Source organism: Mycoplasma collis ATCC 35278 (assembly GCF_000701825.1).
In the GTDB taxonomy this organism is placed as follows: Bacteria; Bacillota_I; Bacilli_A; order Mycoplasmatales; family Metamycoplasmataceae; genus Mesomycoplasma_A; species Mesomycoplasma_A collis.
Genome location: NZ_JNJY01000014.1, coordinates 1 through 24,739, shown reverse-complemented (window position 1 = coordinate 24,739; position 24,739 = coordinate 1). Strand labels below are relative to the sequence as shown.

18 protein-coding genes and 5 tRNA genes are annotated in these 24,739 nt (G+C 22.4%); 2 read left to right on the top strand and 21 right to left on the bottom strand.

Annotated features, from left to right (window positions below):
* The 9 genes from T403_RS0103140 to T403_RS0103100 all read right to left on the bottom strand — a co-directional run.
* Nucleotides 1–201 (bottom strand): helix-turn-helix domain-containing protein (locus T403_RS0103140; protein ID WP_033161361.1); only part of this gene is annotated, 201 nt, incomplete at its 3' end.
* A 179-nt stretch (nt 202–380) separates the two neighbouring features.
* Nucleotides 381–1,238, bottom strand: a complete 858-nt coding sequence (locus T403_RS0103135) for a Rho termination factor N-terminal domain-containing protein (RefSeq protein WP_033161360.1) — start codon at nt 1,236–1,238, stop codon at nt 381–383.
* Between the two features lie 55 nt (nt 1,239–1,293).
* Nucleotides 1,294–2,187, bottom strand: coding sequence for an RluA family pseudouridine synthase (locus T403_RS0103130; protein ID WP_033161365.1), 894 nt, complete (start codon nt 2,185–2,187; stop codon nt 1,294–1,296).
* A gap of 2 nt (nt 2,188–2,189) precedes the next feature.
* Nucleotides 2,190–2,912: a class I SAM-dependent methyltransferase gene (locus T403_RS0103125; RefSeq protein WP_240532065.1), complete on the bottom strand. Its 723-nt coding sequence runs from the start codon at nt 2,910–2,912 to the stop codon at nt 2,190–2,192.
* 39 nt (nt 2,913–2,951) lie between these two features.
* Nucleotides 2,952–3,881: an ABC transporter permease gene (locus T403_RS0103120; RefSeq protein WP_033161358.1), complete on the bottom strand. Its 930-nt coding sequence runs from the start codon at nt 3,879–3,881 to the stop codon at nt 2,952–2,954.
* Nucleotides 3,881–5,785, bottom strand: coding sequence for an ABC transporter permease (locus T403_RS04165; RefSeq protein WP_036429501.1), 1,905 nt, complete (start codon nt 5,783–5,785; stop codon nt 3,881–3,883). The genes T403_RS0103120 and T403_RS04165 overlap by 1 nt, the downstream gene beginning before the upstream one ends.
* Nucleotides 5,778–7,304: an ABC transporter ATP-binding protein gene (locus tag T403_RS0103110; RefSeq protein ID WP_033161357.1), complete on the bottom strand. Its 1,527-nt coding sequence runs from the start codon at nt 7,302–7,304 to the stop codon at nt 5,778–5,780. Before T403_RS0103110 ends, T403_RS04165 begins: the two co-directional genes overlap by 8 nt.
* A 146-nt stretch (nt 7,305–7,450) precedes the next feature.
* Nucleotides 7,451–8,344: an ABC transporter ATP-binding protein gene (locus T403_RS0103105; protein WP_051619133.1), complete on the bottom strand. Its 894-nt coding sequence runs from the start codon at nt 8,342–8,344 to the stop codon at nt 7,451–7,453.
* Complete coding sequence (locus T403_RS0103100) at nt 8,344–16,515, bottom strand: ABC transporter permease (protein ID WP_033161356.1); 8,172 nt, start codon at nt 16,513–16,515, stop codon at nt 8,344–8,346. The genes T403_RS0103105 and T403_RS0103100 overlap by 1 nt, the downstream gene beginning before the upstream one ends.
* Before the next feature lie 205 nt (nt 16,516–16,720).
* Between T403_RS0103100 and T403_RS0103095 the strand changes: the two genes are divergently transcribed.
* Both T403_RS0103095 and dnaJ read left to right on the top strand, forming a co-directional pair.
* The gene (locus T403_RS0103095) at nt 16,721–17,317 is read left to right on the top strand and encodes an FMN-dependent NADH-azoreductase (RefSeq protein WP_033161355.1); all 597 of its coding nucleotides are present in this window, start codon (nt 16,721–16,723) and stop codon (nt 17,315–17,317) included.
* Between the two features lie 125 nt (nt 17,318–17,442).
* Complete coding sequence (gene dnaJ / locus T403_RS0103090; protein ID WP_033161354.1) at nt 17,443–18,552, top strand: molecular chaperone DnaJ; 1,110 nt, start codon at nt 17,443–17,445, stop codon at nt 18,550–18,552.
* Nucleotides 18,553–18,647: 95 nt separating this feature from the next.
* On the opposite strand, the gene T403_RS0103085 is transcribed toward dnaJ, so the two are convergent.
* The 12 genes from T403_RS0103085 to T403_RS04500 form a co-directional block, all read right to left on the bottom strand.
* Nucleotides 18,648–19,730, bottom strand: a complete 1,083-nt coding sequence (locus tag T403_RS0103085; RefSeq protein WP_033161353.1) for a DNA-methyltransferase — start codon at nt 19,728–19,730, stop codon at nt 18,648–18,650.
* A complete protein-coding gene (locus tag T403_RS0103080) occupies nt 19,717–20,559 on the bottom strand; it encodes an HpyAIV family type II restriction enzyme (RefSeq protein WP_033161352.1) in 843 nt (280 codons plus the stop codon). The genes T403_RS0103085 and T403_RS0103080 overlap by 14 nt, the downstream gene beginning before the upstream one ends.
* A gap of 138 nt (nt 20,560–20,697) precedes the next feature.
* A complete protein-coding gene (locus T403_RS0103075; RefSeq protein ID WP_033161351.1) occupies nt 20,698–21,210 on the bottom strand; it encodes an adenine phosphoribosyltransferase in 513 nt (170 codons plus the stop codon).
* A gap of 21 nt (nt 21,211–21,231) precedes the next feature.
* Nucleotides 21,232–22,059, bottom strand: coding sequence for an FAD synthase (locus tag T403_RS0103070; protein WP_051619131.1), 828 nt, complete (start codon nt 22,057–22,059; stop codon nt 21,232–21,234).
* 4 nt (nt 22,060–22,063) lie between these two features.
* Nucleotides 22,064–22,864: a YcsE-related riboflavin metabolism phosphatase gene (locus T403_RS0103065; protein WP_033161350.1), complete on the bottom strand. Its 801-nt coding sequence runs from the start codon at nt 22,862–22,864 to the stop codon at nt 22,064–22,066.
* Nucleotides 22,857–23,717, bottom strand: coding sequence for a tRNA pseudouridine(55) synthase TruB (gene truB / locus T403_RS0103060; protein ID WP_033161349.1), 861 nt, complete (start codon nt 23,715–23,717; stop codon nt 22,857–22,859). Before truB ends, T403_RS0103065 begins: the two co-directional genes overlap by 8 nt.
* Nucleotides 23,718–23,785: 68 nt before the next feature.
* Nucleotides 23,786–23,870: transfer RNA gene (locus T403_RS0103055), tRNA-Leu, on the bottom strand.
* Between the two features lie 84 nt (nt 23,871–23,954).
* Nucleotides 23,955–24,030, bottom strand: a tRNA-Thr gene (locus tag T403_RS0103050).
* A 2-nt stretch (nt 24,031–24,032) separates the two neighbouring features.
* Nucleotides 24,033–24,108, bottom strand: a tRNA-Val gene (locus tag T403_RS0103045).
* A 3-nt stretch (nt 24,109–24,111) separates the two neighbouring features.
* A tRNA-Glu gene (locus tag T403_RS0103040) sits at nt 24,112–24,187 on the bottom strand.
* A gap of 4 nt (nt 24,188–24,191) precedes the next feature.
* Nucleotides 24,192–24,266: transfer RNA gene (locus T403_RS0103035), tRNA-Asn, on the bottom strand.
* A 292-nt stretch (nt 24,267–24,558) separates the two neighbouring features.
* Nucleotides 24,559–24,739 (bottom strand): hypothetical protein (locus tag T403_RS04500; protein WP_033161348.1); only part of this gene is annotated, 181 nt, incomplete at its 5' end.

The following is a 24,739-nucleotide window of genomic DNA, read 5'->3' as shown; positions in this document are numbered from 1 at the left end:
GTAATTTGCTAAATAACCATATTCATGATGCGAATTTCTTTTAACTTCTCTACTAACTGTTGAAACATTAACACCTAAAATTTTTGCAATATGTCTTAATGATTTATTTTTTTGAAGCATCTGTTCAATTATTAATCTTTTATTTTTATCTAAATGATAATATTTTTTAGTATAATTATAAACTGTATAATTATTATTCATAGTTCTCCTTTTTTTAAATGGGGGGGGAGCTTTTTTTATATAAAAAAAGTGCCCCCCCATTTAAAATTTTATTACTTTTTTAAAAATTTTAAATGTGTTGCACTTAGAAATAGAATTTGGGAACCTATAACAAATTTAAAAATAGATAATTTGTTATAGGTTTTTTTGTTGTTATTTTTTTATATATTTACTTTTAAAATTATTTTAATTAATTCTTCTTTTGTTAAAGTTTCATAACCAGAAATTTCTAATTGTGCAGCTATTTTCCTTAATTGTTCAATAGGTAATTTATTTAGTTTTTCAAATTCTTTATTTTCTACATCTTTTTCTTTATTTTTTTCATCATCTTCATTAATATTTTGTTTACTTTGAGGATTGTTTTGTTTATTCATATTGAATAAATCATTTTGCATTTTTTCAATATCAAAATTTTGAGATTTTAATAATTCATTAAATTGGTTCATTCTTTCTTGATTGAAGGCAATAATAAATTCTTTTTTAATATTTTTTACCCCAATATGGATAAATAAAGTTATCCCACCAAAAATAGTTAAAATTAAATTTAAAATGCTGTAAGTACTTAAATAAATATTTTTAAAACTAAAAATTTCTTTTAAAACGTCGAAATGTGTACCGATTATTATTATATAAACAAAAACAAATGCTACAGATAAAAAAGAAAATAACGAAATAGAAGAGGAACTTAAATAAATAAAATTTTTATTTTTGTATGATAATTTTAAACCTTTAAAATAAAAGTAAACCGAAATAATAATTAGTGGTATTATGAAAAATATTCAAGTTGAAAATTTAGAGTAAAAATTTAAATTATCATTAGTTTTTAAGTTTTCTGAACCTGTTGATTGCGCAATATAAATTAATAAAAAAGATGCTGCTATTGTATAAATTAAAAAATATAAAATAATTGTTATAGATTGACCAATTATTCAATAACGGTATTTTTTAGGTTCATTTTGTCATAATTCTAAAACAGTTTTAAACTTATTTTTATCCTGAAAATTAGTATTAAAGAACATATTCCTCCTTACATATAATTTATAAATTATAACACTTTATTAATAATAATAACTATTAATTACTAATTTCAAATTCTTTTGGTAAATCTATTTTAAAATTCATTATTTTACCATCAGGATGCTGAAATTCAATTTCATATGCATGTAATCTTTGATTAAAATCATCTACTTTTTTCCCATATAAAGGATCTCCATAAACTGGATGTTTAATATATGAAAGATGCACTCTAATTTGATGTGTTCTTCCTGTTTCTAGCTCACATCTTATCAATGATAAAGGTTTATTATTGTAATAAAAATTTTTAATTAAATAAACATGAGTTATTGAATTTTTAGAATTTTGTTTAGCTATAGTCATTTTTTGGCGATTTATAGGATCTCTTGCAATTGGCAAATCAATATGCATAAGTTCATGATTTATAAAATTTTCAACAATTGCCATATATTTTCTTTTAATTTTATGTTCTTTTAATTCATTAGCTAAAAATTGATGAGCTTCATTTGTTTTAGCTACTAAAAGTAAACCAGAAGTATCTTTATCAATTCGATGTAAAATTCCAGGACGCATTAGACCATTTATATTTGATAAATTATTTTTAAAATAATATAAAAGACCATTTACCAATGTGTTAGATAAATTACCTGGAGCTGGATGAACTACCATATTTGTTGGTTTATTAATAACTATAATTTTATCATCTTCATATACAATGTTTAAATCCATTTTTTCTGGTTTTATATTGGTGATTTTATCAAGCAATTTTTCAACAATAATAACTTGAGGTGGACTAACAATAAAATCAGCTTTTCTAACAATAATTGAATCATCAATTTTAACTAATGATGATTCAATTAATTTTTTAGCATCTGTACGTGATATTTTACTATTATCACTAATGTATTTATCAATTCTTTCTTTATATTCAACATTTAATTTTAAAAATTCCATTTTTATTTTTGTAAAATTCAAAAAATAGTGTTATCACTAAATTGTTTTACTTTTTCACTTTCTTTAAAATTTTTATCACGATTGATAATTTCTAAAACTTTAAATTTAGTTTTTTTAACTATCAAATTAAATAGTTCATTAATTGTGTATAAATGAATAAAATCACAAATATTTTCTTGATTTTTATAAATTAAATCACCATATTTTCGCATTTTTAATTCAGGACAATTTTTTAAATTGAGATTTCTAAATTTATTATATTTTAACTCATCACGATCATGGGCACTTAAAATAAAAATCCCATCTTTTTTTAATACTCTATAAACTTCTTTTAAAACTTTAATTCTATTTTTTTCTTCTACTATTCCTGGTCAACCATTAAAGGCAAAAATAGCATTATCAAAGCTTTCATTATCAAATTTTAAATTACAAGCATCTTGCAAAAGAAATTTAAGATTTAAATTTTTATTTTTTACTAGTTTATTTGCTTGTTCAATCATAGCATTAGAATTATCTAATGCTGTAATATTTTTATAATTTAATTCATTTAAACCAAAAGCAACTTGTCCTGTTCCTGTACCTAATTCTAATATTTTAGATTTTTTTTTAAAATATTTTTTTATGATTATTTGTTCTGATTTTCAAAGTTTAATTTCTTGTGTAGCTTTTAAATATCTTGCTACTGTTTTAGGATTTTCAAAAGATTTTTTAATATTTTTTATCATAATATATTTAATAAAAACCCACTAAGTGGATTTAAATAATTATCTTAGTGATTTATCATAAGGAATACCAAGAGCCGCGGGCATTTGAATTTTTTTAGATGTCGCAAATAAAATAATTAAGGTAATAAAGAATGGCAATGCGTTAAAGAATTTTCCATAATCTTTAAGAGCAACAAAAGCACCTTGACCTGTAGATAGTGATAATCCTGTTGAGTAAATTAGTGAAAATAGAATTGAAACAACTAAAATAATTGAAGGTTTTCATTGTGACATAATTAATACAGTTAGAGCTAAAAACCCTAGTCCTTCAGCATTAGCACTAAAAGCAATTCCTCTTAATTGTCCAAAAATACTTCCAGCTATTCCTGCTAATAATCCTGAAATGAAAACACCTTGTCATTTAAAACTATTAACATTAATTCCAGCAACATCAGCTGCTTGTGGATTTTCTCCAATTGATTTTAATCTTAGCCCTCATTTAGTTTTATTCAACAATACAATTGCTATTATAAAAATAAATATAACTAAAAATAATTTAAATGAAATAATGTTTTTTCAATCGTTAATTACATTTGAAGATAAAGCTAATTCATTCAAGTTACTTTCAAAACGGTTTGATACCCCTACTAATTTAAGCAAAATAAGGGCAATTGCTGGTGCAAGTAAATTTAGAGCAACACCGGAGATGATATGATCTCCTTTTAATCTTATTGTAATAATTCCGTGCAATAAGGCGAAAAGACCTGTCGCTAAACTTGCCGCCATAAATAAAGGAATTTGAAATCATGGATTAGTTGTTTTTAAAAGATGGCTTAACATCAAATAAAAAGTAGCTCCAATTATAATCATTGATTCAATCGCAATATTAACTATCCCTACTTTTTCACTAAATAGACCTGATAATGAAGAAAGTGAAATAATACAAAATAAAGCAATTGCAGGCACTAAAATAAATAGTATAGCATCCATTATTCACCTCCTAAATCAATAAATTTGTTGTTTTTAGCTAATGTTTTGTAAATATCTAATTTTGCATTTAGATAAAGAGTTTTTATTTCGTTTTTATCAACATTATATTTTTCTTTTAAAATTTTTTGATCTTCATATCCTAATTCTAAAAGTTGTTTATTAACATCTTTTCTTTTATCAGAAATTTCTCTAAATAACTCAAGTTTTTGTTCATCATTTAAATTTTTGCTAGCTTTAGCATAAAAATTGTTTTTAAGTTCACTTTTAAGTTTTTTTCATTTAATTTTGTTAGGCTCATTAATTAAATTTAAAATTCTTTTAGAAGTTAGATAATTTTTTCTTAATTTGCAACTTAAAAAGTTTTTTGCCTTAAAAATAGGAACAATTTTTCAACTAATTAGCTTTTTCATAATTTCTATATATCTATAGTAAATTAAATTTTGAGTTTCTAAAAATTTAATATTATTTTTTAAATTTTTATTGATTAATTTATTGATTTTAGAGTAAGAATAAGAAAATGATGTTTCTTTAGAAAGAGTAATTTTTTCTAAATTATAAAATTTTTTATAATTAGCTTGTAATTGACCATAAAATTCATTTTTTACATTTTTATAAATTGATATTTTATTACGATAATTTAAACACTCAATTTCTTTAATAACTTTATTAATTATTTCTCATTCATAAGAATTAATTTTTTTAGTTTTTTGTAAATTTTCTAATTCTAAATATTTAATTTTTAATATTTCATTAGTTAATTTTTTATTATCAACAAAGAAATAATTACTTTTAATTAAATAATAAAGTTTCATTATTTTTTCAATTGGTTTAAATCTCATAAATACAACTGAAATTGCTGCAAAATAAATAATTAATCCTGTAGCAATTTGAACAATCGAAGAATCTAGAACTGGATTAACAAATTGTAATGAAAATGAACCGGTAGTTAAAAATGAGTAAAAAATTGAAGTAAAAATTGAACCAATAGGCGAATTATAAGCTAATAATGATACAGCAATCGCATCAAATCCAATTGTTTCAGGTCCTGTACCTATAATCAAATTAAATTTAGCGAAAATAAATCAGAAAAATCCGGCAATTCCAGCGAAAAGACCAGAAAATCCTAAAGCTAAAATAATTAATAATTTATTATTAGCACCTGAATAACTTGCTGCATCTTTATTTAAACCAATCATTTTGATTTTATAACCAAAAGTTGTCTTTTTAAAAATAAATGTCATTAATAATGCAAATAAAATTGCAACAAATAAAATTAAATAAGCAAAATATTCAGTTCCGAAAAATGATTGACTAAAATTTAATTTTTCAGTTGAAAATATTCCTGTTGAAGTAACTGAGTTAGAAACAAAAGGTAAAGTTGTAAAGTTTAAAACTCCTGAAATAACTCAAAAAACAATTCAGTTAACTAAAATAGTAGAAACAACTTCATTAACATTTAAAAAGGCTTTTAAGAATCCACTTAAAACACCTAATAAAAATGATGAAATAATTCCTAATAAAAATCCTAAAAGAAGTGAATATCATTGAGGATTATTGATTTGATTGAAATAACCAATAATACCTGAACTCATCATTTGCGAAGGAATTCCAATATTAAACATGGCAGCCTTAAAGGCAATTCCAACCCCAATCGAGCTAAAAATAAAAACAGCGATTGTAATAATAAATCTAGCTCTAAATAATTCTATAGATGTTTTATAAATTTCTTTTAATACTGCTAAAGGCGATACATTTAAAAAACTAATAAAAATCAAAGATATTACAATTCCGAATAAAATAGCTCAAAGTGAATTATATGTTTTTCTTCTTGAAGATATTTTTTCCTCATTAAAGAAAAATATATTAAATTTATTTCAAGCTTTAGAAATAAAATTTTTATTCATTTTGAATACCTCCCATTAATAACCCGATTTCGTTTCTTGTAATATTTTGTGCTGGTGTTTTAGGTGAAAGTTTACCTTTATTAATAACCATAATATTATCAGCTAAAGCAAATACTTCATCTAATTCATATGAAATAAGTAAAATAGCTTTTCCTTTGGATTTTTGTTCGAGAATTTTATTATGAATGTTTTGAATTGCTTTAACATCTAAACCTCTAGTAGGTTGAACTATTATAATAAAATCATGTTCAGTTAAAATTTCTCTACCTACAATCAGTTTTTGCTGATTTCCACCAGAAAGTGATCTTGCAATTGCTTTTCCCCCTCTAGCTCCTCTTACATCATAATTTTCTTCAATATTTTTATAAAATGATTCAATATTTTTGTTAGATAAAATTGATTTTTTTTGAATATGAGGATCGTTTAACCTTCTTAAAATTGAATTTTCATTAACTTTAAAGTCTAAAACTAATCCATATTTATGTCTATCACCTGGAATGTAAGAAATTTTTTGATTTTTCTTTTTTTCAACTGAAAAACGCGAAATGTCGATAATTTGTTCATCTTTAGTTAATAAAATTTTACCTTTAGTTGGTTTTAATAATCCAGAAGCTAAAAATTCAATTTCTTCTTGACCATTCCCTTCAATTCCTGCTATAGCTAAAATTTCACCTTTATTAATTGTAAAAGATACATCTTCAACTGATTTATTACCTTTAGCAAAAACATTTTGAAATTCAACGGCCACTTCATTAATAATGTTGTCGTTTTGATTTTTAGGCATTACTATTTTTTCCCCAACCATAGCTCTTGAAAGCTCTGATGTATCAACATTTTCTAAATTATCAAAATGAGCAACAACTTCACCTTTTCTTATAACTGTAGCTTCATCACAAATAGCTTTAATTTCATTTAATTTATGCGAAATAAAAATAATTGTTTTATTATTATCTCTAAAAATTTTCATTGTTTCTAATAAACCTTCAATTTCTTGAGGATTTAAAACGGCTGTTGGCTCATCAAAAATTAAAATATCAGCATCACGATAAAGCATTTTGATAATTTCAACTTTTTGTTGAGTTCCTACAGTGGTATTAGATGTTTTTTGATTTAAATCGAATTTAAGATTATATTTATTTTGAATTAATTCAATTTTTGTTTTTGCTAATTTTAAATCTAAAAAATGATTTTTTTCAAATTCACTTCCTAAAACAATATTTTCAAGGTTAGTATATGATTTAACAAGTTTAAAATGTTGATGAACCATACCAATTCCTAAAGCATTTGCTTGATTAGGATTTTTAACAAAAATATCATGATTATTTACTCTTATTTTTCCTTCAGTTGGATTATAGAGACCAAACAAAATAGACATTAGTGTACTTTTTCCGGCGCCATTTTCACCTATTAAAGCATGAATTGTACCTTTTCGAATTTTTATATTTATATTTTTATTAGCATAAAAATTTCCAAATTTTTTGGATATATTTAAAAATTCTATTGCATAATCTTTTGCCATATCACTCCTTTCTATATATTTTATTTTAAATTATAAACTAAAAACTTTTTTAAATTTAAAATATTAAAAAATATTTAATTTTTATACAAATTTTATACAAAAAATAAAAAGTTCTCTTTTGCAAGAGAACTAATTTTTTTAAATTATTAAAAATCAATTGGATTTTCATTTATTTCTATTTTTTCAATTTTTCCATCAGATAATTTAATAACTTTATCGCACATTTTTGCTATTGATGGATCGTGAGACACCATAATAATTGTTGTTTTATATTTTTTATTAATATATTTAAGCTGTCTTATTACGATTTTTGAAGTTTTTTCATCTAATGCACCTGTTGGCTCATCAGCAAAAATAATATCAGCATTTTTAGCTAAAGCTCTTAAAATTGAAATTCTTTGTTGTTGTCCCCCTGACATTTGTGAAGGATATTTATATTTTATTTCATCAATTTCAAATTCTTTAAATAAGTTTTTAATATTTAAAATTTTGTTTTTATCTTTTTGTAAATATGCACCTGTTAAAACATTATCATAACCTGTAAGGTTTTGTAAAAGATTATAACTTTGGAAAATAAAGCTAACTTTTTCTCTTCTAAATTTTGTTAATTTTGCATTTGAATAATAAGTTAAATTGTTGTTAGCAACTATAACTTCTCCATCAGAAGCACGATCTAAACCAGAAATAATATTCAAAAGCGTGGATTTACCAGAACCTGATTTACCAAATAAAACTGCAAATTCACCTTTTTTTATTGTGAAATTTATCCCTTTTAAAACTTGAGTAACAACCGAACCTGAAAGATAAGATTTATAAACATTTTGGATATCAATAATATTACCTGAAGTATTTGTATTGTTAATATTTCCTTGCTTTTTTTTGGGTTTATTATTAGCTTTTTTTATTTTGGATATTTCTTTTTTCGATAAAATATTAACTTCTTTTTGATTTGTATCAATATTTTTATTATCTAAAATATTATTACTTTTATCAGTTTTGGTTTTTTTATCATGCTTTTTAAATTTAAAAAACTTAAACATTATTTTCCTTTCATAATATAGATAGCTTTTATTTTATTAAGTTTTATTCATGAAATAATTGAAGTAACTATAAATACCAAGATAATAATTAAACTAGAAATAATAATGTGTCATCATTTTAGTTGTAATCCTAATCAAATTAAATTATAACCAACTATAAAACTATTAAATATTGCAATAGCTGATATAACAATCGGAATTGAAATAATGGTAGCTAAAATAATTAATGGGAAATATACTCCAAAAAACAATTTGATTTTTTCCCTGTTGTTGTAACCTAAAATTGAAAAAATCGCAATATTTTTTTCATTTTCAGCAATAATCATTGTCGAAATCATTATTAAGATAATGATCGAAACAATGAAAAAGATCGAAATAATTCAAATTGTAAGTTGAGATATTGTCTGTGAAATGCTAGATACAAAACCTACTTCAATAATTTTAGAATTTACATTGGTAGATAAAATACTATATACATTATCCGAATAAATAGAAACATAATTTTCTAATGCTTGTTTTATAAGATCTTTTTTATTTATTTGGAAGGTAGAATTTTCAACTTGATCTAATGATAAATTTAATGATTTTTTGAGTTCATTGAATTCTTCATTACTAATAATGTTAGAATCTTTATCAATTAATTTATCATGGAAAATAATTTTGTAAATATCATCATCACTTAAACCAGCTTTTTTTAGTGTTCCAATTTTATTACCTGATGTTACAAAAATTTCTCTAAATATTTCAGCATTAGTTTTTATATCATTATCACTTATTTGGATTTTAGAATTAATTGAGCTAAATCCTGCATGTGGATATAACGAAACTGAGTTTATCGTTTGTTTTGGAAAATCTTCATTTGATAAAATTCCATTAAATGGAATTTCTTTTCCTTTAGATAAAATATCTAATTTAGTTAATTTATCAATTACTTTTTTAGAAGCTACTAATTCATTATTAATTCTTGTATTAATTACACCAACAATTTTAAATAAATGTTTTGGAGCTTTTTTATATTGAGATTTTAATTGATAACGATCAGTTGTATTTAGAATTTCAAGCGCTATTTTGGAACCAATTTTCAATTTATTTTTATTTAAAAATACATAATTTACAGCTATAGGATAAATATCGTTTGAAGATAAATTTAAATTTTTAACTTCATCATTTGTTGCTTTTTCATTTAAAGAATAATTATCATTTTCAGCAGCATATTTATTTAATTCTTCAATTATGTCTTTATCATCAATAGTTTTAATTTGAACATATTTACTATCTTCAAGATAACCATAAACATTAATATCTTCTCCATTATAGTTAGATTTAATAAATGAATAAACTTCATTTTTATTATCATCAAAAATAACTCCATTAAAGCCGACAAAAAACTCATTAATATCAATATTTTTATGTTTTGGATTATTTGCAATTACCTCAAGTGCGCTTTGTTGCTCTTGTGTAAGATTATGTTTAAAATCTTCTTTTTTATCTAATTTAATTTGGTTTAAAAATTTTAGTTTATTTGCAAATTCCTCAGTTCTTATTTTTTTATAATTATCAACTAAAAATTGTCTATATTCATCACGAAAATCTACAGTATTAACTTCATGTAATTCATAATTTTTTGTAAATTTATTTCATTTTTTTAATCAGAATTTTCCATATGGTGAATTATAACTATCTTCTATATATGTGAAATAATCATCAGGATTATCTCGATTTCCGACATATTCAAAATCTTGATCATATTTTAAATCTTGTGCTATTTCAAGCGCGCTTATTGCGCCTCTTGAATAACGTAAAGTTCTGGCTCTTTGACTATCTGGCATTGCATTTAATACTATTTCTCAAGGTGAAAAACTAATGAAATTAGAATTAATTCTAACATTTAATGCACTTCTTGAAATAATATGTGGATCTTCAAAGCTAGGATCTCCATTTTTGAAATAATATTTTTCATCAATACTATTTATATTTTCTGATCTTCCTTTGGCAAAATATCCTCCAGCATATTGATATGCTTCTTCAGTTATACCAATAGGAGTATAAAGTAAATTATCTAATTCATCTTGACTATAAAGCGAATATTGACCACCTTCGATTGTTGGGGTTTCTAAATCTAGTTTATATTTATAGTTTCGATGTTTATATGTTTGCTCTACAGATGTTTCAAATATTTTGTTTGAAGAAATAGAGAAAATCGAAATAAATGAAGCTAATACAACCGAAATTTTAAGTGAAAATAATTTTCAAAATGAATTTATAGTTAATGATGCAATAAATTTAGTTTTAATTGATGATTTTCTAAATAAATATTGCGCTTTTTGAGCTACATTGCCAATATTTACATCTTTAATTCCATTTAAAAGGTTAATTGGATTTACTTTTAAAATTGTTAATGCTGAAATAACTACAGAAAATGATAAAAGAACAAAAGGAATTAAAATTATTCCAAAAAATAAAAATGGCTCAAAACTTAAATTTTGACTTGGTAATGTTCAATAACTAGAAAGTGATTTTTTAATAATACCTTGTGTTCCAAAAGAAGTTAAATATCCAGTTATAGTTCCTAAAAATGAAGTTATAAATGGGAATGATAAAAAGGAAATTGCAATTTCAATTGATGAATAACCTTGCGCTTTCAAAATTCCTATAACTTTATGTCTTGTCATTATATATCTTTTAATTATAAATAATGAAGATAAAAAGATTAAAAACGAAAGTATTATAACAATATATAAATTAATTCTCGAAATAATTGAAATTAAATTTATAGCTGTTGAAATTCTTAATGATCTTTCAGGATTTAAAAAGTCTAATTCATTTTTTCCATAGACTTTTTTATTTAATGAATTACCAAATTTTTCGCTTAAATATTTTTCAGTTTCTAATTTAAAGTTATTGATTTCTTTTTCATCTTTTAATTTAACTAAAAAATAATCTTTTTCTTGTAAATCATTGAAAGAAGTTCTTATTCTTTCGTATCCATGACTATTTAAATAAACAAGCGCTTGATCACTTACATTAACTTGAACATTTTCTTCATTGATAACAGGGAATAAATAATCAGCGCTTTGATCACTTCCTACAATTAAAAATTTAGAGCCAGAAGCATCAATTATATATTTTTTATCAATTTGATTTTCTAATAAATTTAAAAAATCATCAGTATTTTCGGGAATTTCACCTGTATAAACTTCTTTATTATTAGCATCTAAAAAGTTTTGATTTACTTTTGCTAAATAAGCACTTTTATCGCTAAAGACAATTAGCTTTTCTTCTTCAACAACTGATGTTACAGAGTTAATCGCATTTTCGAATAATGATTTAAGAGATATATCTAATATTTTTATATCTTTTCTTACTTCTTTACCATCAATTATCTTATTTTCACTTAATAAATTTTCAGTGAAAAATTTTAAGAAAAATAAATCAAAAATTAAAAAGTTAGAATTAGATTCAGAGAATTTAAATTCAATAATATCATCATTAATGAAAGCTCTTACTCTTTCTTTAACATCTTCAAAAAATTTATCAATATTTTCAGCCTTATTTTTTAATTTAACAAAATCAATTAAACGATTTTTAATTATTCAGGTTAAATTAGCTTGTCCTGCATCTCCTATAGGGTGTTCAATATCAGCGTTAGAGCTAAATCATAAAGATGCAGTCGGTGTTAATAAGTTATCTACTTGAGAAAATAAAAATTTTGGAAAACCTAATAATGATAATACATCATTTAATGTAGAGTTATTTTTAATAAATGTATTAAAAATAGTTGATTTTTCTTCATCATCTTTAAAACTATCAACAAATTTTAGAATTTTATTAAATGCAGATTTTTGATTATTTTCAATTACTTTTTTATTTTTTGCAACTGTGAATTCTTTCTTAAAATAACTTAATTTTGCAAACTCGTACACAAAATTTACTCTGTTTTTATAAATTCAATTATAAACTTGTTCATCTTCTTTCGAAGAATTTTCAGATAAATTTAACGCTTCTTTTAATTGTTTAACAAATTCTGGATTATCAAAAAGTTTTTTAGAAGTTTCATAAGGGAATAAGAGTGAGAAAGGGATAGATTTTATATCTTTTCCTTTTACAAAAAAGTTAGTAGATTCAGTGAAATTCTTTAAATCTAATTCATTTAATTCTGTTGAACTTAATGTTTTTTCGAAAATAGTATTATTATTGTAAAAATTAAAAATTTTATCAAAATATTTAGTTTTATCACTAGAACTTATTTCTTTATTATCTATTATCAATTTTATTCAAAATTGATAATATTTAGAAGTTTCAAATAAAAATGATAATGGAAATTCATCGATTGTTTTTTGACTTTCTCCTGATACTTCTTTTTTAGCTTGAATATAAGCATCATTTCCACCAAAATCAGTTTTAAATAAAATATTATATAAATCGTTAGCTAAATTGCTATTATTGATTGAAGATGTATTTTCATTTAAATTATTATTTAATTTAAAGAAATTCAATACCTCTAAATAAAATAAAGTTTTAGAATATAAAGCTTCAATTGAATCATTTTTTTTGGCACTTGGAACTAAATTTAAATTTTTTAAAATAAGGTCTTTTTCTTCTTCACTCAAAACATTATCTTTCATCTTTTTTTCCAATAATTGGATTAATAAATTTAAATTTTGAAATAATAATTTATTATTGATGTTACTAAAAGCACTAATATTTGAAATATCAAAAACACTAAATTTTTGATCATCTCTTTCAGGAGCTGAATATTCAGCTCCTATGCCAAAAAGTTTAAACCCTACTTTTTTTGTAGATCCAGATGCGTTTAATAAATTAATTAAAGTTTCTTGAAAATGATTTTGAGTATTTGAATCTCTAAAATATGAAAGAATAAATGAAGCAATTACATCACCTTTTTTAATAACATTCACTTCATAGTTTTTATTATCTTTTTCATTATAGAAATAGTGTTTAATTTGTGAGCTTTTTATATATAAAAGTAATGTTTCTTTATCTAAAATAGAAACAAGTGATTTTATTCCTGTTTTTACATTTATATAATCTTCTTTTCCATTATTTTTATTAATATTAATTTTATTTAATAATTCAGCTGTTTTATCCTGTAATAGCTTTATATCTTTTTCGCTAGCTTCTTTGTAAATAGATGCTAATTTATTTAATAAAAATCCTGTATATTCATCTGTTTTATCATTTTTTTTTGTTGATAATAAATAATCTATTGAAATTTCATCGACTATTTCTGATAAGGCAATTTTAAATTTTTCGAAATTTAATGCTTCAAATAAAGGTATTAATAAATCCGCTTGTGAAAAGTAATAATAAATTCTTTTTTCATCTTTAGTATTTTCATTTTCAATTTTAAATTGATTTTCTTTAGTTACTTCTCAAATATGCATTTGTTCAAAGAAATATTTATAATCAATTGAATTAGCAAGCTTTTCAATTGAGTTTATAAAATTAATTGGGTTTTTAATAATTTTTCCCAATGTATCAATGTCAAAATTATTTAAAAAATTATTTAAGGAATCAATTCCAAGCAATGATAATAATTTATTAATTTTTAATATTTCTTCTTTGATAATTTTATGCTGTTCTTCAGGAGTGTTAAATGAATTGTCTTTTGAATTTTTAAATAATATTTTTTGTTTAATACCATTAAAAATATTTTTAATAAATTCATTAACAAATCTTTCATCATGCTTGTTAATTGCTATATAAAATGCTTCGAAAAACAATCTTCTAATTGAAGGTTCTGAACTAGATGGATTCGTTAAAACTTTATAAAAATTAGTTGAAATAAATGCTTCATTTAAACTTTTAATAAAAATATCTAAATTATTTGGGTCTAAAAAGTTTAATTCCACTAATTCACTATTTAATAAAAATTGATTAATTATATCAAATAAAATATCTGATTTTTTATTATTTTTTATTTCATCAAAAGCATTTGAAACAGGTACACGATAAATAAATGGAATATAAAAATTATTTTTAGAAGTAAAACTTTGTCTATATCATCCATTTTCTTTTATTTTAGCTTCTAAATTTAATTTATTTTCTAAAATAAAATCTGCAAGTTCATTTTGATCTAAAAATTCTTTATTTTTATATTTAAAAATTTCCCATTGTTCGCTATTAATGATTTTACCATATGTTAAATAACCATTTTCATTTTTACCTATAGCAAATTTATTATATTTTTTTGTATTAAGATTTAAATTATTTTCTATATCTATTTCACTTTTTAGTAAAATTATTTTTTCATTTTCACTCTCTAAATCATAAAGTGAATTTTCGCTTAAAAATTTTCGCTTAATAAATTTAACATCAAGATCAATATAATTAGGATCAGTTATAAAACCACCATAAACTTTTTCGATTATTTTAGGAACAAATGTAAGTGGAATTTTTTCTTTGTTAATATTTTGTAATAATGAATTTTCAACAAATAATCTAGATTTATTATCTTGATTTAAAGTTTCAAAAAATAATTTACCTACTTCATGTTTTTGATTTTCTGAAAAATTATTATTGTTGATACCTGAATTTATAAATTGATAAACTATTTCTTTATTATTTAAAGTAGAGTCAAAAACATTTACTGTTTTAAATTGTCTTCTTCCAATTTTATCGACAAATTTATTATTTTCCACTAAGTATTTATAAATTATGTCACTTATATTTGGATTTATTTCATTAATAATTTTATTATGAAAAATATCAGCTATTTTATCGTTTGATAATTTTGCTAATTCAATTTCAGTTAAAAAATCAACATTATTCGAATTACCAATATTTTCAATTTTTGCAATTGATGTGCTTTTTTTGCTTGTATCTGTTTCTAGATATATTTCTTTAAGTAAATCAATTTTTGAAAGATTTATTAATGTTTCTGTGGGTTTTTCGTTATTTATTCTATTTTCAATTACTTTTTTTCAATAATAAATTTTATTTAATTTATTGAATTCATCAAAATTATTATCTTTTAAAAATAATAAATATTCTAAAACAGCAGGTGATATTTTACTTTGAATATTTGGATCATCAATATCTGGTAGTGTATAAGAATATTTTATATATTTAATGCTTTGTTGCAACTTTACAACATTTTCTTTTTTTAATTTATAAGATTTATTTAATTCAAAATTAAAATATTTATTTATTTCTGTTGAAAAATCATTTCCTAAAAATTTAAATTCTATTTTAGATTCTCCGCTTGGTTTTTTAAAAAGTATTTTTTCACTTGAAGTGGTAGCGATTTTATTTCAATCAAAAAGTTCTGATTTAAAACTACTTTCTTTAGAAAGTTCATATAAATTATTTTTTTTTACAAGCCCTATATATTTGGCGGTTTCTTCTTCACTTAATAATTTTAAAATATTCGTATTTTTTAAAGAATTTATTTTTACAATATCGAAAGTTGCTTCGTTATTTAATAAATTTATCCCCAGTTGTTTAACTGATTTAATTGTTCCGTTTTTTTCACTAGAACCATTATCTATAATATTTACAATTTCATTAAAGCGATAAATTTTATCTAATTTTAAAATATCATTTTTTTTAATTTTTATTTCTTTTTTAGTTTCATCATTTAAATCAGGTGAATTAAAAAGTTTAAAAATTTTAATTGCATTAATTGGTTGAAAATTAAGGTTTTTAAAATTATCTAAATCAAAATGAAAAAAAGTTGATTCTTTATTAGAAAATTTACTATTTTCAAATTCATTAATAAATTCATTTGTTAAAATATAACGATCTTTATTTTCATCCTCCACGCCTAAATCGGATAGTTTAATAAAATTTTCTTTATTAAAATATAACGAAAATTTAGCAAAAGGTTCATCTTTTGGATTCTTAGGGATATAAACTTCTTTTTTGGATGTATATTTTTTTTTCAATTGTTGATTATTATTTATTTCTTCACTACTTAATTCATATAAATTTTTATTATTTTCATTGGCTAAATTTATATCTAAATCTACAGTTGCATCATGTAAAACAGAAGTTTTGTTATAAATTTGAATAGATCTTGAAAAAGATTCTTTAACACTAAAAAGTGTGCTAAAAACTACAGTTGTTAAAAATATTAAAATAGATAAACAAAATAAAGTTATTTTATTTTTAAAAAGTGATTTAAAAACTTCTTTAAATAATTTAAACATAATAAAATAATTCCTTTTAAAAAAATTTATAAAATTATTAATTAATATAAGGTAAAGACCATAAAAAATAAATAATTTAAAAAAAAATATTAAAAATTATATATAAAAAAATAAAAAATCAAATTTTATTTTAAAATTCAAATAAATATTATATTATTATAATATATTTTTAAAAAAATAAATTTTATAAAAAATTGGAGATAATATGAAAATTCTTGTTTTAAAAGGTTCAATTATTGCTGAAGAAAATTCAGTTTCAAAACAATTAACAAATAAATTTGTTGAAATTTACAAAAAGAAGAATCCAAATCATGAAATAATCGAAATGGATTTAAGTCAGGAAAATTTTTCTACACATCCTTTAACAGCTAAAACTTTTGCAACATTTTGAAAAGATGTTGATGCTGATAAATATATTAACTTATTAAAAAGTGTCGATAAAGTTATTTTATCAACACCAATGATTAATTTTAGTATGGCAGCGCCAATAAAAAATTTTATAGACACTATTTGCGTCGCAGATAAAACATTTAGTTATAAATATAGCAAAAAAGGTGATGCAATAGGATTGCTAGATCATTTAAAAATTCAAATTTTAGCAACTCAAGGCGCTCCTTCTGATTGATATCCTTTTGGTAATGTTTCTGAAAATTTAGCCGGAATATGAAAATTTTTAGGTGCTAAAAGTGTAGATATTTTAAAAATAACTGGTACAAAAGTTATGCCTTTTGCTGCTTTAAGCGTACATGATAAAATAAATACTTATCTTAAAGAAATTGAGCAAGCTGCTGAAAAGTTTTAATTTAATAAAAACAGATATTTTATTTTTTATTTAATAATTAATATCTGTTTTTTATTTTTCTTTTTTTAAATAAAAAACAAATAATTTTAGCACTCTAAGATCTTTTGTGCTAAAATTTATAAATTATGAGTAACAAAAGAGATTATTATGAAATTTTAGAGGTGAATAAAAACGCAAGTGAAAAAGAAATAAAAATGGCATATCGTAAACTTGCAATGAAATATCACCCTGATAAAAACAAAGAAGCTAATGCGGAAGAAAAATTTAAAGAAATAAATGAAGCTTATCAAGTTTTATCAGATAGTGAAAAAAAATCTATGTATGATCAATATGGACATTCTGCTTTCGAACAAAATAATGGATTTGGTGGCGGATCTTCAGGTTTTGAAGGTTTTGGTGGTTTTGGTGATATATTTGAAGACTTTTTTTCAGGTTTTGGCTCAAGCTCAAGAAGAAACAAAAGAAATTATCCACAAGCAGGAGATGATTATAAAGCGCAACACACAATTAGCTTTATTGATTCTGTTTTAGGAACTAGTTTTGAGCAAAAATTTAATAAATATAGTCAATGTGATCATTGTTATGGTTCAGGAGCTGAAAATTCATCATTTATAAAAACATGTACAACATGTAATGGAAATGGTGTTGTTATGCAAATAATGAAAACACCATTTGGAGCGATTAAAAACCAAAAAACATGTCATACATGTAATGGGAATGGAAAAACTGTCACTAAAGCATGTCATAAGTGTAACGGGGATAAAATTATTAAAGAAGTTAAAACAGTTAATGTTAATATTCCAGCTGGAATTAATCACAAACAAAGCATTATACTAGAAGGTTATGGAGGGCCAGGACATAATGGTGGGCCTAGCGGTGATTTATATGTTGAAATATTAGTGAAAGATCATAAACATTATGTAAGAGCCGGAAATGATATATATTTAAAAGTACCAGTATCAATTAGCGATATTATGTTAGAAAATGAAATTATCGTTCCAACTCCTTATGGAATGGAAAAAGTTAAAATGCATTCACATTATAAATCTAGTGAAATTATAACTTTAAAAAATAAAGGGTTTAAAATTTTAAATTCAAATAAAAAAGGTGATTTAAAAATTCATTTAATTATTTATGTACCTGAGCTTTCTAAAAAAGAAAAAAATGAAATTAAAAACATTTTATCTAATGTAAAAGATAAAGAAAAAGAAAAATGATTAAAAGATTTTAGATAAAATAAATTAAAAAAACGAATTAACAAACAAACATTTACGAACAATAAAAACAATTTAATTACAAAAAAATCACTATAATTGACTTATAGTGATTTTTAATTTGCTTTTAAAATTTTTCGATAATCTTCTCTTATTTTAGCAATAGAAATTAACTTTTCATTTCTTTTTACAAATAAATAATCATAAGCATTTACTTTTAAATTACGATTCATCATTTTAGCAGCTATTTCATGCATAGAGGAAATATCATTTTTATATTTTAATTTCCCTTTAGGATCTACTAATTCAGCGCTTTGACCATTTTTATGGTAAAATTTTTCATTTAAAAAGAAAAAATTTTTTTCAACCATAGAAGAAAAATTTACTTTAATTGGTTTTATATCAAAAACGGCATTTTCAACATTACCAATTTGTTTTTGCGTTTTATCTAATCTTATTTTCCCATATTTAACATAATATTCACTTTTTTCAATCATTGTATAATTCCTTCCTGTTTGTTTAGCAACAACAGCAGTGGTCATAGTGCCAGCAAAAGGATCTAAAATTAAATCATTTTTTTTAGTAAATAAAGTTATTATTCTATATAATAATGCTTCAGGCTTTTGGGTATTATGTACTTTTTCATTATTTTCATTTTTTAATCTTTCTTTTCCTGAACAGACAGGGAAAGTTCAAACTGAGCCCATTTGTTTGCCATTATTAAGATATTTTCCAGTTTTATAATTAAAAGTAAATTTTGATTTTTTAGATTTGGTAGCAAAAATTAATGTTTCATGACTATTGTTTAATCTAGTTCCTTTAAAGTTGGGAGTTGGATTACTTTTTTTTCATATAATATCATTTATTATTCAAAAACCCATATTTCTTAAAATAGAACCTATTTCATAGATAGATTGCATACCTGAAATTAAACAAATGGAGCCATTATCTTTTAAAACCCTTTTAACTTCTTTTAATCATTCAAAAGTTCATTTTTTATATTCATCCATCGAAGGAAAGACATCTCATTCATCATCACAACCTTTAAATTCTTTACCCTCAACTCGAAATAACTTTTTATTTTTATCTAATTGTAAAAAATAAGGAGGATCTACAAAACAAAAATCAAAAGTAGAATTAGGAATTTTTTTTAATTCTTCTATCGAATCACCAATAATAATTTTATTAATTAAATCCATTTTTTCCTTTCAACAAATCTCTATATATTTTTGCTTTTTCAAAATTATTTCCTGTAGAAAATATTTCTTTTTTTAATATAACATATTTATTTTCATTTGAAATTAATTTATTTCAATATTTATCAGGTAAACTAATTAAAGCATTAAAACCCTCGTCACTTGCTCCATAATCAGGTATTTCAATTTTTTGCTTATTAATAAATTTTTTTAATTTTATTAAATAACTAATTATTTCCTCTCAAGCTTTTTTACCATTTATTAATAAATTAAAAAATTCTTCTCCATAAAATAAAAATATTTTTGTTTTCTCAAAATGAAATTTATCAATTTCGTTTTTATAAAAATTTTTATTTTTGATTAAAGAATTATCAACAAATCACATTATTGCCATTAATTCTTGTTCTGGGTATTTTTCCTTAATTTCTTTTATTTTATTAAAGAAATTTGAAATTTGACCTCTTTTTTTACTACTATCATGATCATCTCTTATTTTTTGTTCTAATAAATATAAAATATTATCTTTTTCAAAAAATTGATCACTTAATAATTTATTCTTTTTATTATTCAAAATAAGTTTTTTTTCTCTTATTTTATATCCCATTAATGATAAATAAACTGTAGTAATTTCTTCAATAAAGTTTCCAAATTTAATTTCATTGCTTTGTGTTATGTTTTGAATTAATTTTGTTTCAATATTTGATAATCTAAATAAGCCACAATATCTTTCTGGATTATTTATCATAGTTATTAATAAATTAATATAAAAACTTTTATTTAATGAAATTTTTTTAATTAGTCTATTTGCAAATTCTTCATAAGTTAAAAACATTAAAAACTCCTTAATATTGAGTGCAAATTATAAAAAAATAAAAACAATTAAATTTATTTATATATCGATTATAATAAAAAAACACTATTTATTTAAATGTTAATTTAGTGTTAATAGTGTTTTTTTATTAATTATTTTTTATTTTTCTACATTTATTAATGAATGAACATTATATTTAGCAATTTTTTGCCTTCCATTAAGGGAGTTAAGTTCCATTAAAAATAAAATTTTTATTACTTCTACACCTTGTGATTCTAATAATTCACAAATAGCATTAACAGTGCCACCGGTAGCTAAAACATCATCTATAATAATTGCTTTTTGTCCTTTGTGCACCATATTTTCTTGTAATTCTATAATATTATTTCCATATTCTAAATCATAAGATTTTTGAATAACTTTACCCGGTAGTTTCCCTTTTTTTCTAACCATTATTAAAGGTTTAGATAATTTAGCTGCAACAGGTGTTCCAAATAAAAATCCCCTTGCATCTGGTGCGATTATTATATCTGCTTCTTTTGAAAGCTCTGACATTATTTCAATTGTATAGTTTAATGCTTCGCCATTAGCTAATAAGGGAGAAATATCTTTAAAGATTATACCTTTTTTAGGAAAATCTTTAACATCTTTAATATAATTTATTAATTTCATACTGCATTATTATAAAAAAATTTATGATAAATCAAATAATAATTTTTTTATTTTATTTAAATCATTTTGATTTAAATCAAAATTAACTTCATTATTAAAATGTTTATAGTTATAAATTATTTCTAAATATGCCCTTTCGATAGTTTCTATTTCATAATCAAAATTAAAAATAACAATTTCAGCAATGTTATTTTTATTTTTGATTATATATGAATAATATTTTTTATTATTAATAATTAAAAAAGTTAAATAAATTCCATTTGGAATATCTATAACATTTTCATTGAAAAAAATTTCTTTTTTAAAGGATATACTAATTTCGATTAAATAATTAGAAATTAAATATTTATTTAAATATTGAAAATCACCGTTTTCTAATTTTTCTTTTAAAATTCTTGTGGAAATTTTTTTATTATAATTATCATTTAACAATTTAACAATAGTTGTATTTGGAAAATCATTTAATATTGCTTGAAAATTGTAATTTTTACCTATAGAAAAATCTTCACCAATAACAAAAGAACTTGCACCTTTTGCAATTAAAGTATTTAAAAATACTTTGGGGTTTAAATTTTGGATTTTTTTATTAAATTCAATAATTAAAATATTATCAATTTTTAAATTAGCTATGATTTGAATTCTTGAATTTAAATCACTAAAAGCTTTTGAATTATTTTTTGGTAAATTTTCGGGATTGCTAAATAATAAAAAAGTTATAGGTTTATTAAAGTTACGTGCTTTTTTTATTAATTCATAATGTCCTTTATGAATAAATTCAAAAGCCCCTAAAATAAATATAGATTTATCAAGTATATGATTTTCATTTTCATAATTATAAATTTTAGTCATTAAATTAAATTATACCTAATTCAATCAATTTATGATAAACACCATCTTCATCAACTGATTTAGTAGTTACATCATTTGCAATTTTTTTTAAATACTCACTTCCATTAGATAATGCTACAGAATAACCAACTTCACTTAACATTTCTACATCATTAGAGCTATCGCCAAATGCAATAATTTCATTTAACTTTACATTAGTAAAATCATGTAATTTTTTTAATGCAGTTGCTTTATTTGTATTTAAAGGACCGATAAAAAAACCTTTTGATCATGTTGCATTTATTTCAAGATTTAATTTGTTATTTTCAATAAATTTTTTGGTTAGTTGATAAAAATCTTTATCTTCTGTTTTGACAGTTATCAAATGAAGTGGTTCATCTTTAGAGGTTAATTCACTCAAAGATTTAAAATACTTTTTATGAGGTTCTAAAAATCATGTATCCAAATAATGACCTTCTGAAAAATATCCTCATTTATCAGACATTACACTATATTCTTTATTATGATTTTCTAAAAATTTACTTAATTTTAAAAAATCATTTAATATTATTTTATTTTCAAAAATTGTTTTAGATTGATTAACATCATAAATAAAAACTCCATTTGCACCTATAAAATAATCAATTGGAAGTCCATCCATTAAATTACCTATTGTTACAAATTCTCTTCCAGTTGCTAAAACAATAATATAATTTTTTTCTTTTAATGAAAAAAACATTTTTTTTATTTTTTCTGAAAAATTTTTTGCTGCAAAAGGTAGTAATGTACCATCGATATCAAATGCTATTAATTTATATTTATTCATTTTGTAAAATCCTTTCAATTTTTTTACCAAAAAGTTTTTTTGGTTTTAAAAATTCATTATTTATTTCACCTACTCCAATAATGTTTTTTTTATACCCTAAAATTAATATTTTTTCGAAGTAATTAATTCTTAAATTATTTATTTTTATTTTTTTTCCTTGAAATAAATTTTTTAATTCTTGAATATTTAAAATGTATATAGGTTCACTAATTAAATCATATTCATTTAATTTGCTTTTATTTAAATCTTTAAAAGTCAAATTATTTATTTTAGTTCTTATTAGCTCACTCATAAGCCCTTTAACATTTAATTTATCAACTATATCTTTAATCAATACTCTTATATATGTACCTCTTGAAACAGTACAATTAAATTTTATTAATTGATTTTTTAAATCAAAATTTAAAAAATTTATTTCTGAAATTTCAATTGACTGTTTTTGTAATTCAAATATTTTATTTTCTCTTGCTAATTTATATGCTCTTTGTCCATTTATTTTTTTTGCTGAATAATGTGGAGGAATTTGTTCTGAAATTCCTTTAAAACTATTTAGAACATTAACTATATTTTTTTTATCTAAATTATAAAATTTATTATGTTTTATAATAGCTCCATCCATATCAAGAGTATCAGAAGATAATCCTAATTGAATAGTTGCTTCATATGTTTTAAATTTACTATCAATATAAGGAATTAATTTAGTATCTTCATCAGTAGCAATAAGTAATAAACCTTCAGCAAATGGATCTAGCGTTCCACTATGTCCTATTTTTTTAATATTATTCAATTTTGCAAAATTTTTTATTTTTTGAAATGAACTAACATATTTTTCTTTATATAAAAGTTTAATCATTTTTTTATTTTATATTATAAAGGGGCAAAAAAAAAGCAAAAAAATTGCTTTTTCGGAATTAATATATATGGTGCACAAGAAGGGACTTGAACCCTTATGCCCTAAAGCACTAGAGCCTAAATCTAGCGTGTCTGCCAATTTCACCACTCGTGCATTTTTTTAAAAAAATAAAGGAATGTTGTATAAGGAATTGAACCTTATTAACTTTCATATGAAAGTTCAACCATGCAACATAAATGGTGCCGTCTATAGGAATCGAACCTACGACCTACTGATTACAAGTCAGTTGCTCTGCCTGCTGAGCTAAGACGGCAATGGTGGAAGATGAGGGGCTCGAACCCACGACCCCCGCCTTGTAAGGGCGATGCTCTCCCAACTGAGCTAATCTTCCAAATGGCGACCCATACGGGGATCGAACCCGTGAATCCATGGATGAAAACCATGTGTGTTAACCGCTTCACCAATGGGCCAAAATGGCGCCGATTACGGGGATCGAACCTGTGACCAACTGGTTAACAGCCAGCTGCTCTACCGCTGAGCTAAATCGGCGTATTTTATAACTTAATATCTAAGCTTTAAATATTATACACAATTTTTCAAAAAAAAATAACTTTTTTTTTTTTTTTTTGAAAAATATTCAATTTTGATTTAAATATTGTTATGTAATTGACATTTTAAAAAATAAAAAAAATCAAATTTAAATAAAAATATTTAAATTTGATAATTTAATTAAATATAAATTTTACTACTATAAAAATTTATATCATAGCTTTCTATTTAAGTTTCAGCTAATTATGATTAAGAATTATTAGCTCTTTTTGTTGTTTCAGCGTTCATTAAACTATCTGTTTGACTTATCAGAGTTTAACATAGCAGAAGAAGAATCCATTGAATTATTTGGTTGAGCATCAGTACCAGTTGAACCATTAGCATCTTTAGCTTTGGAAGCGTCCATCATATCACTACTACTATCAGATTGTTCGTTTTGACTCATATTTTTTTTATCTTTTCCACCTTGCGCT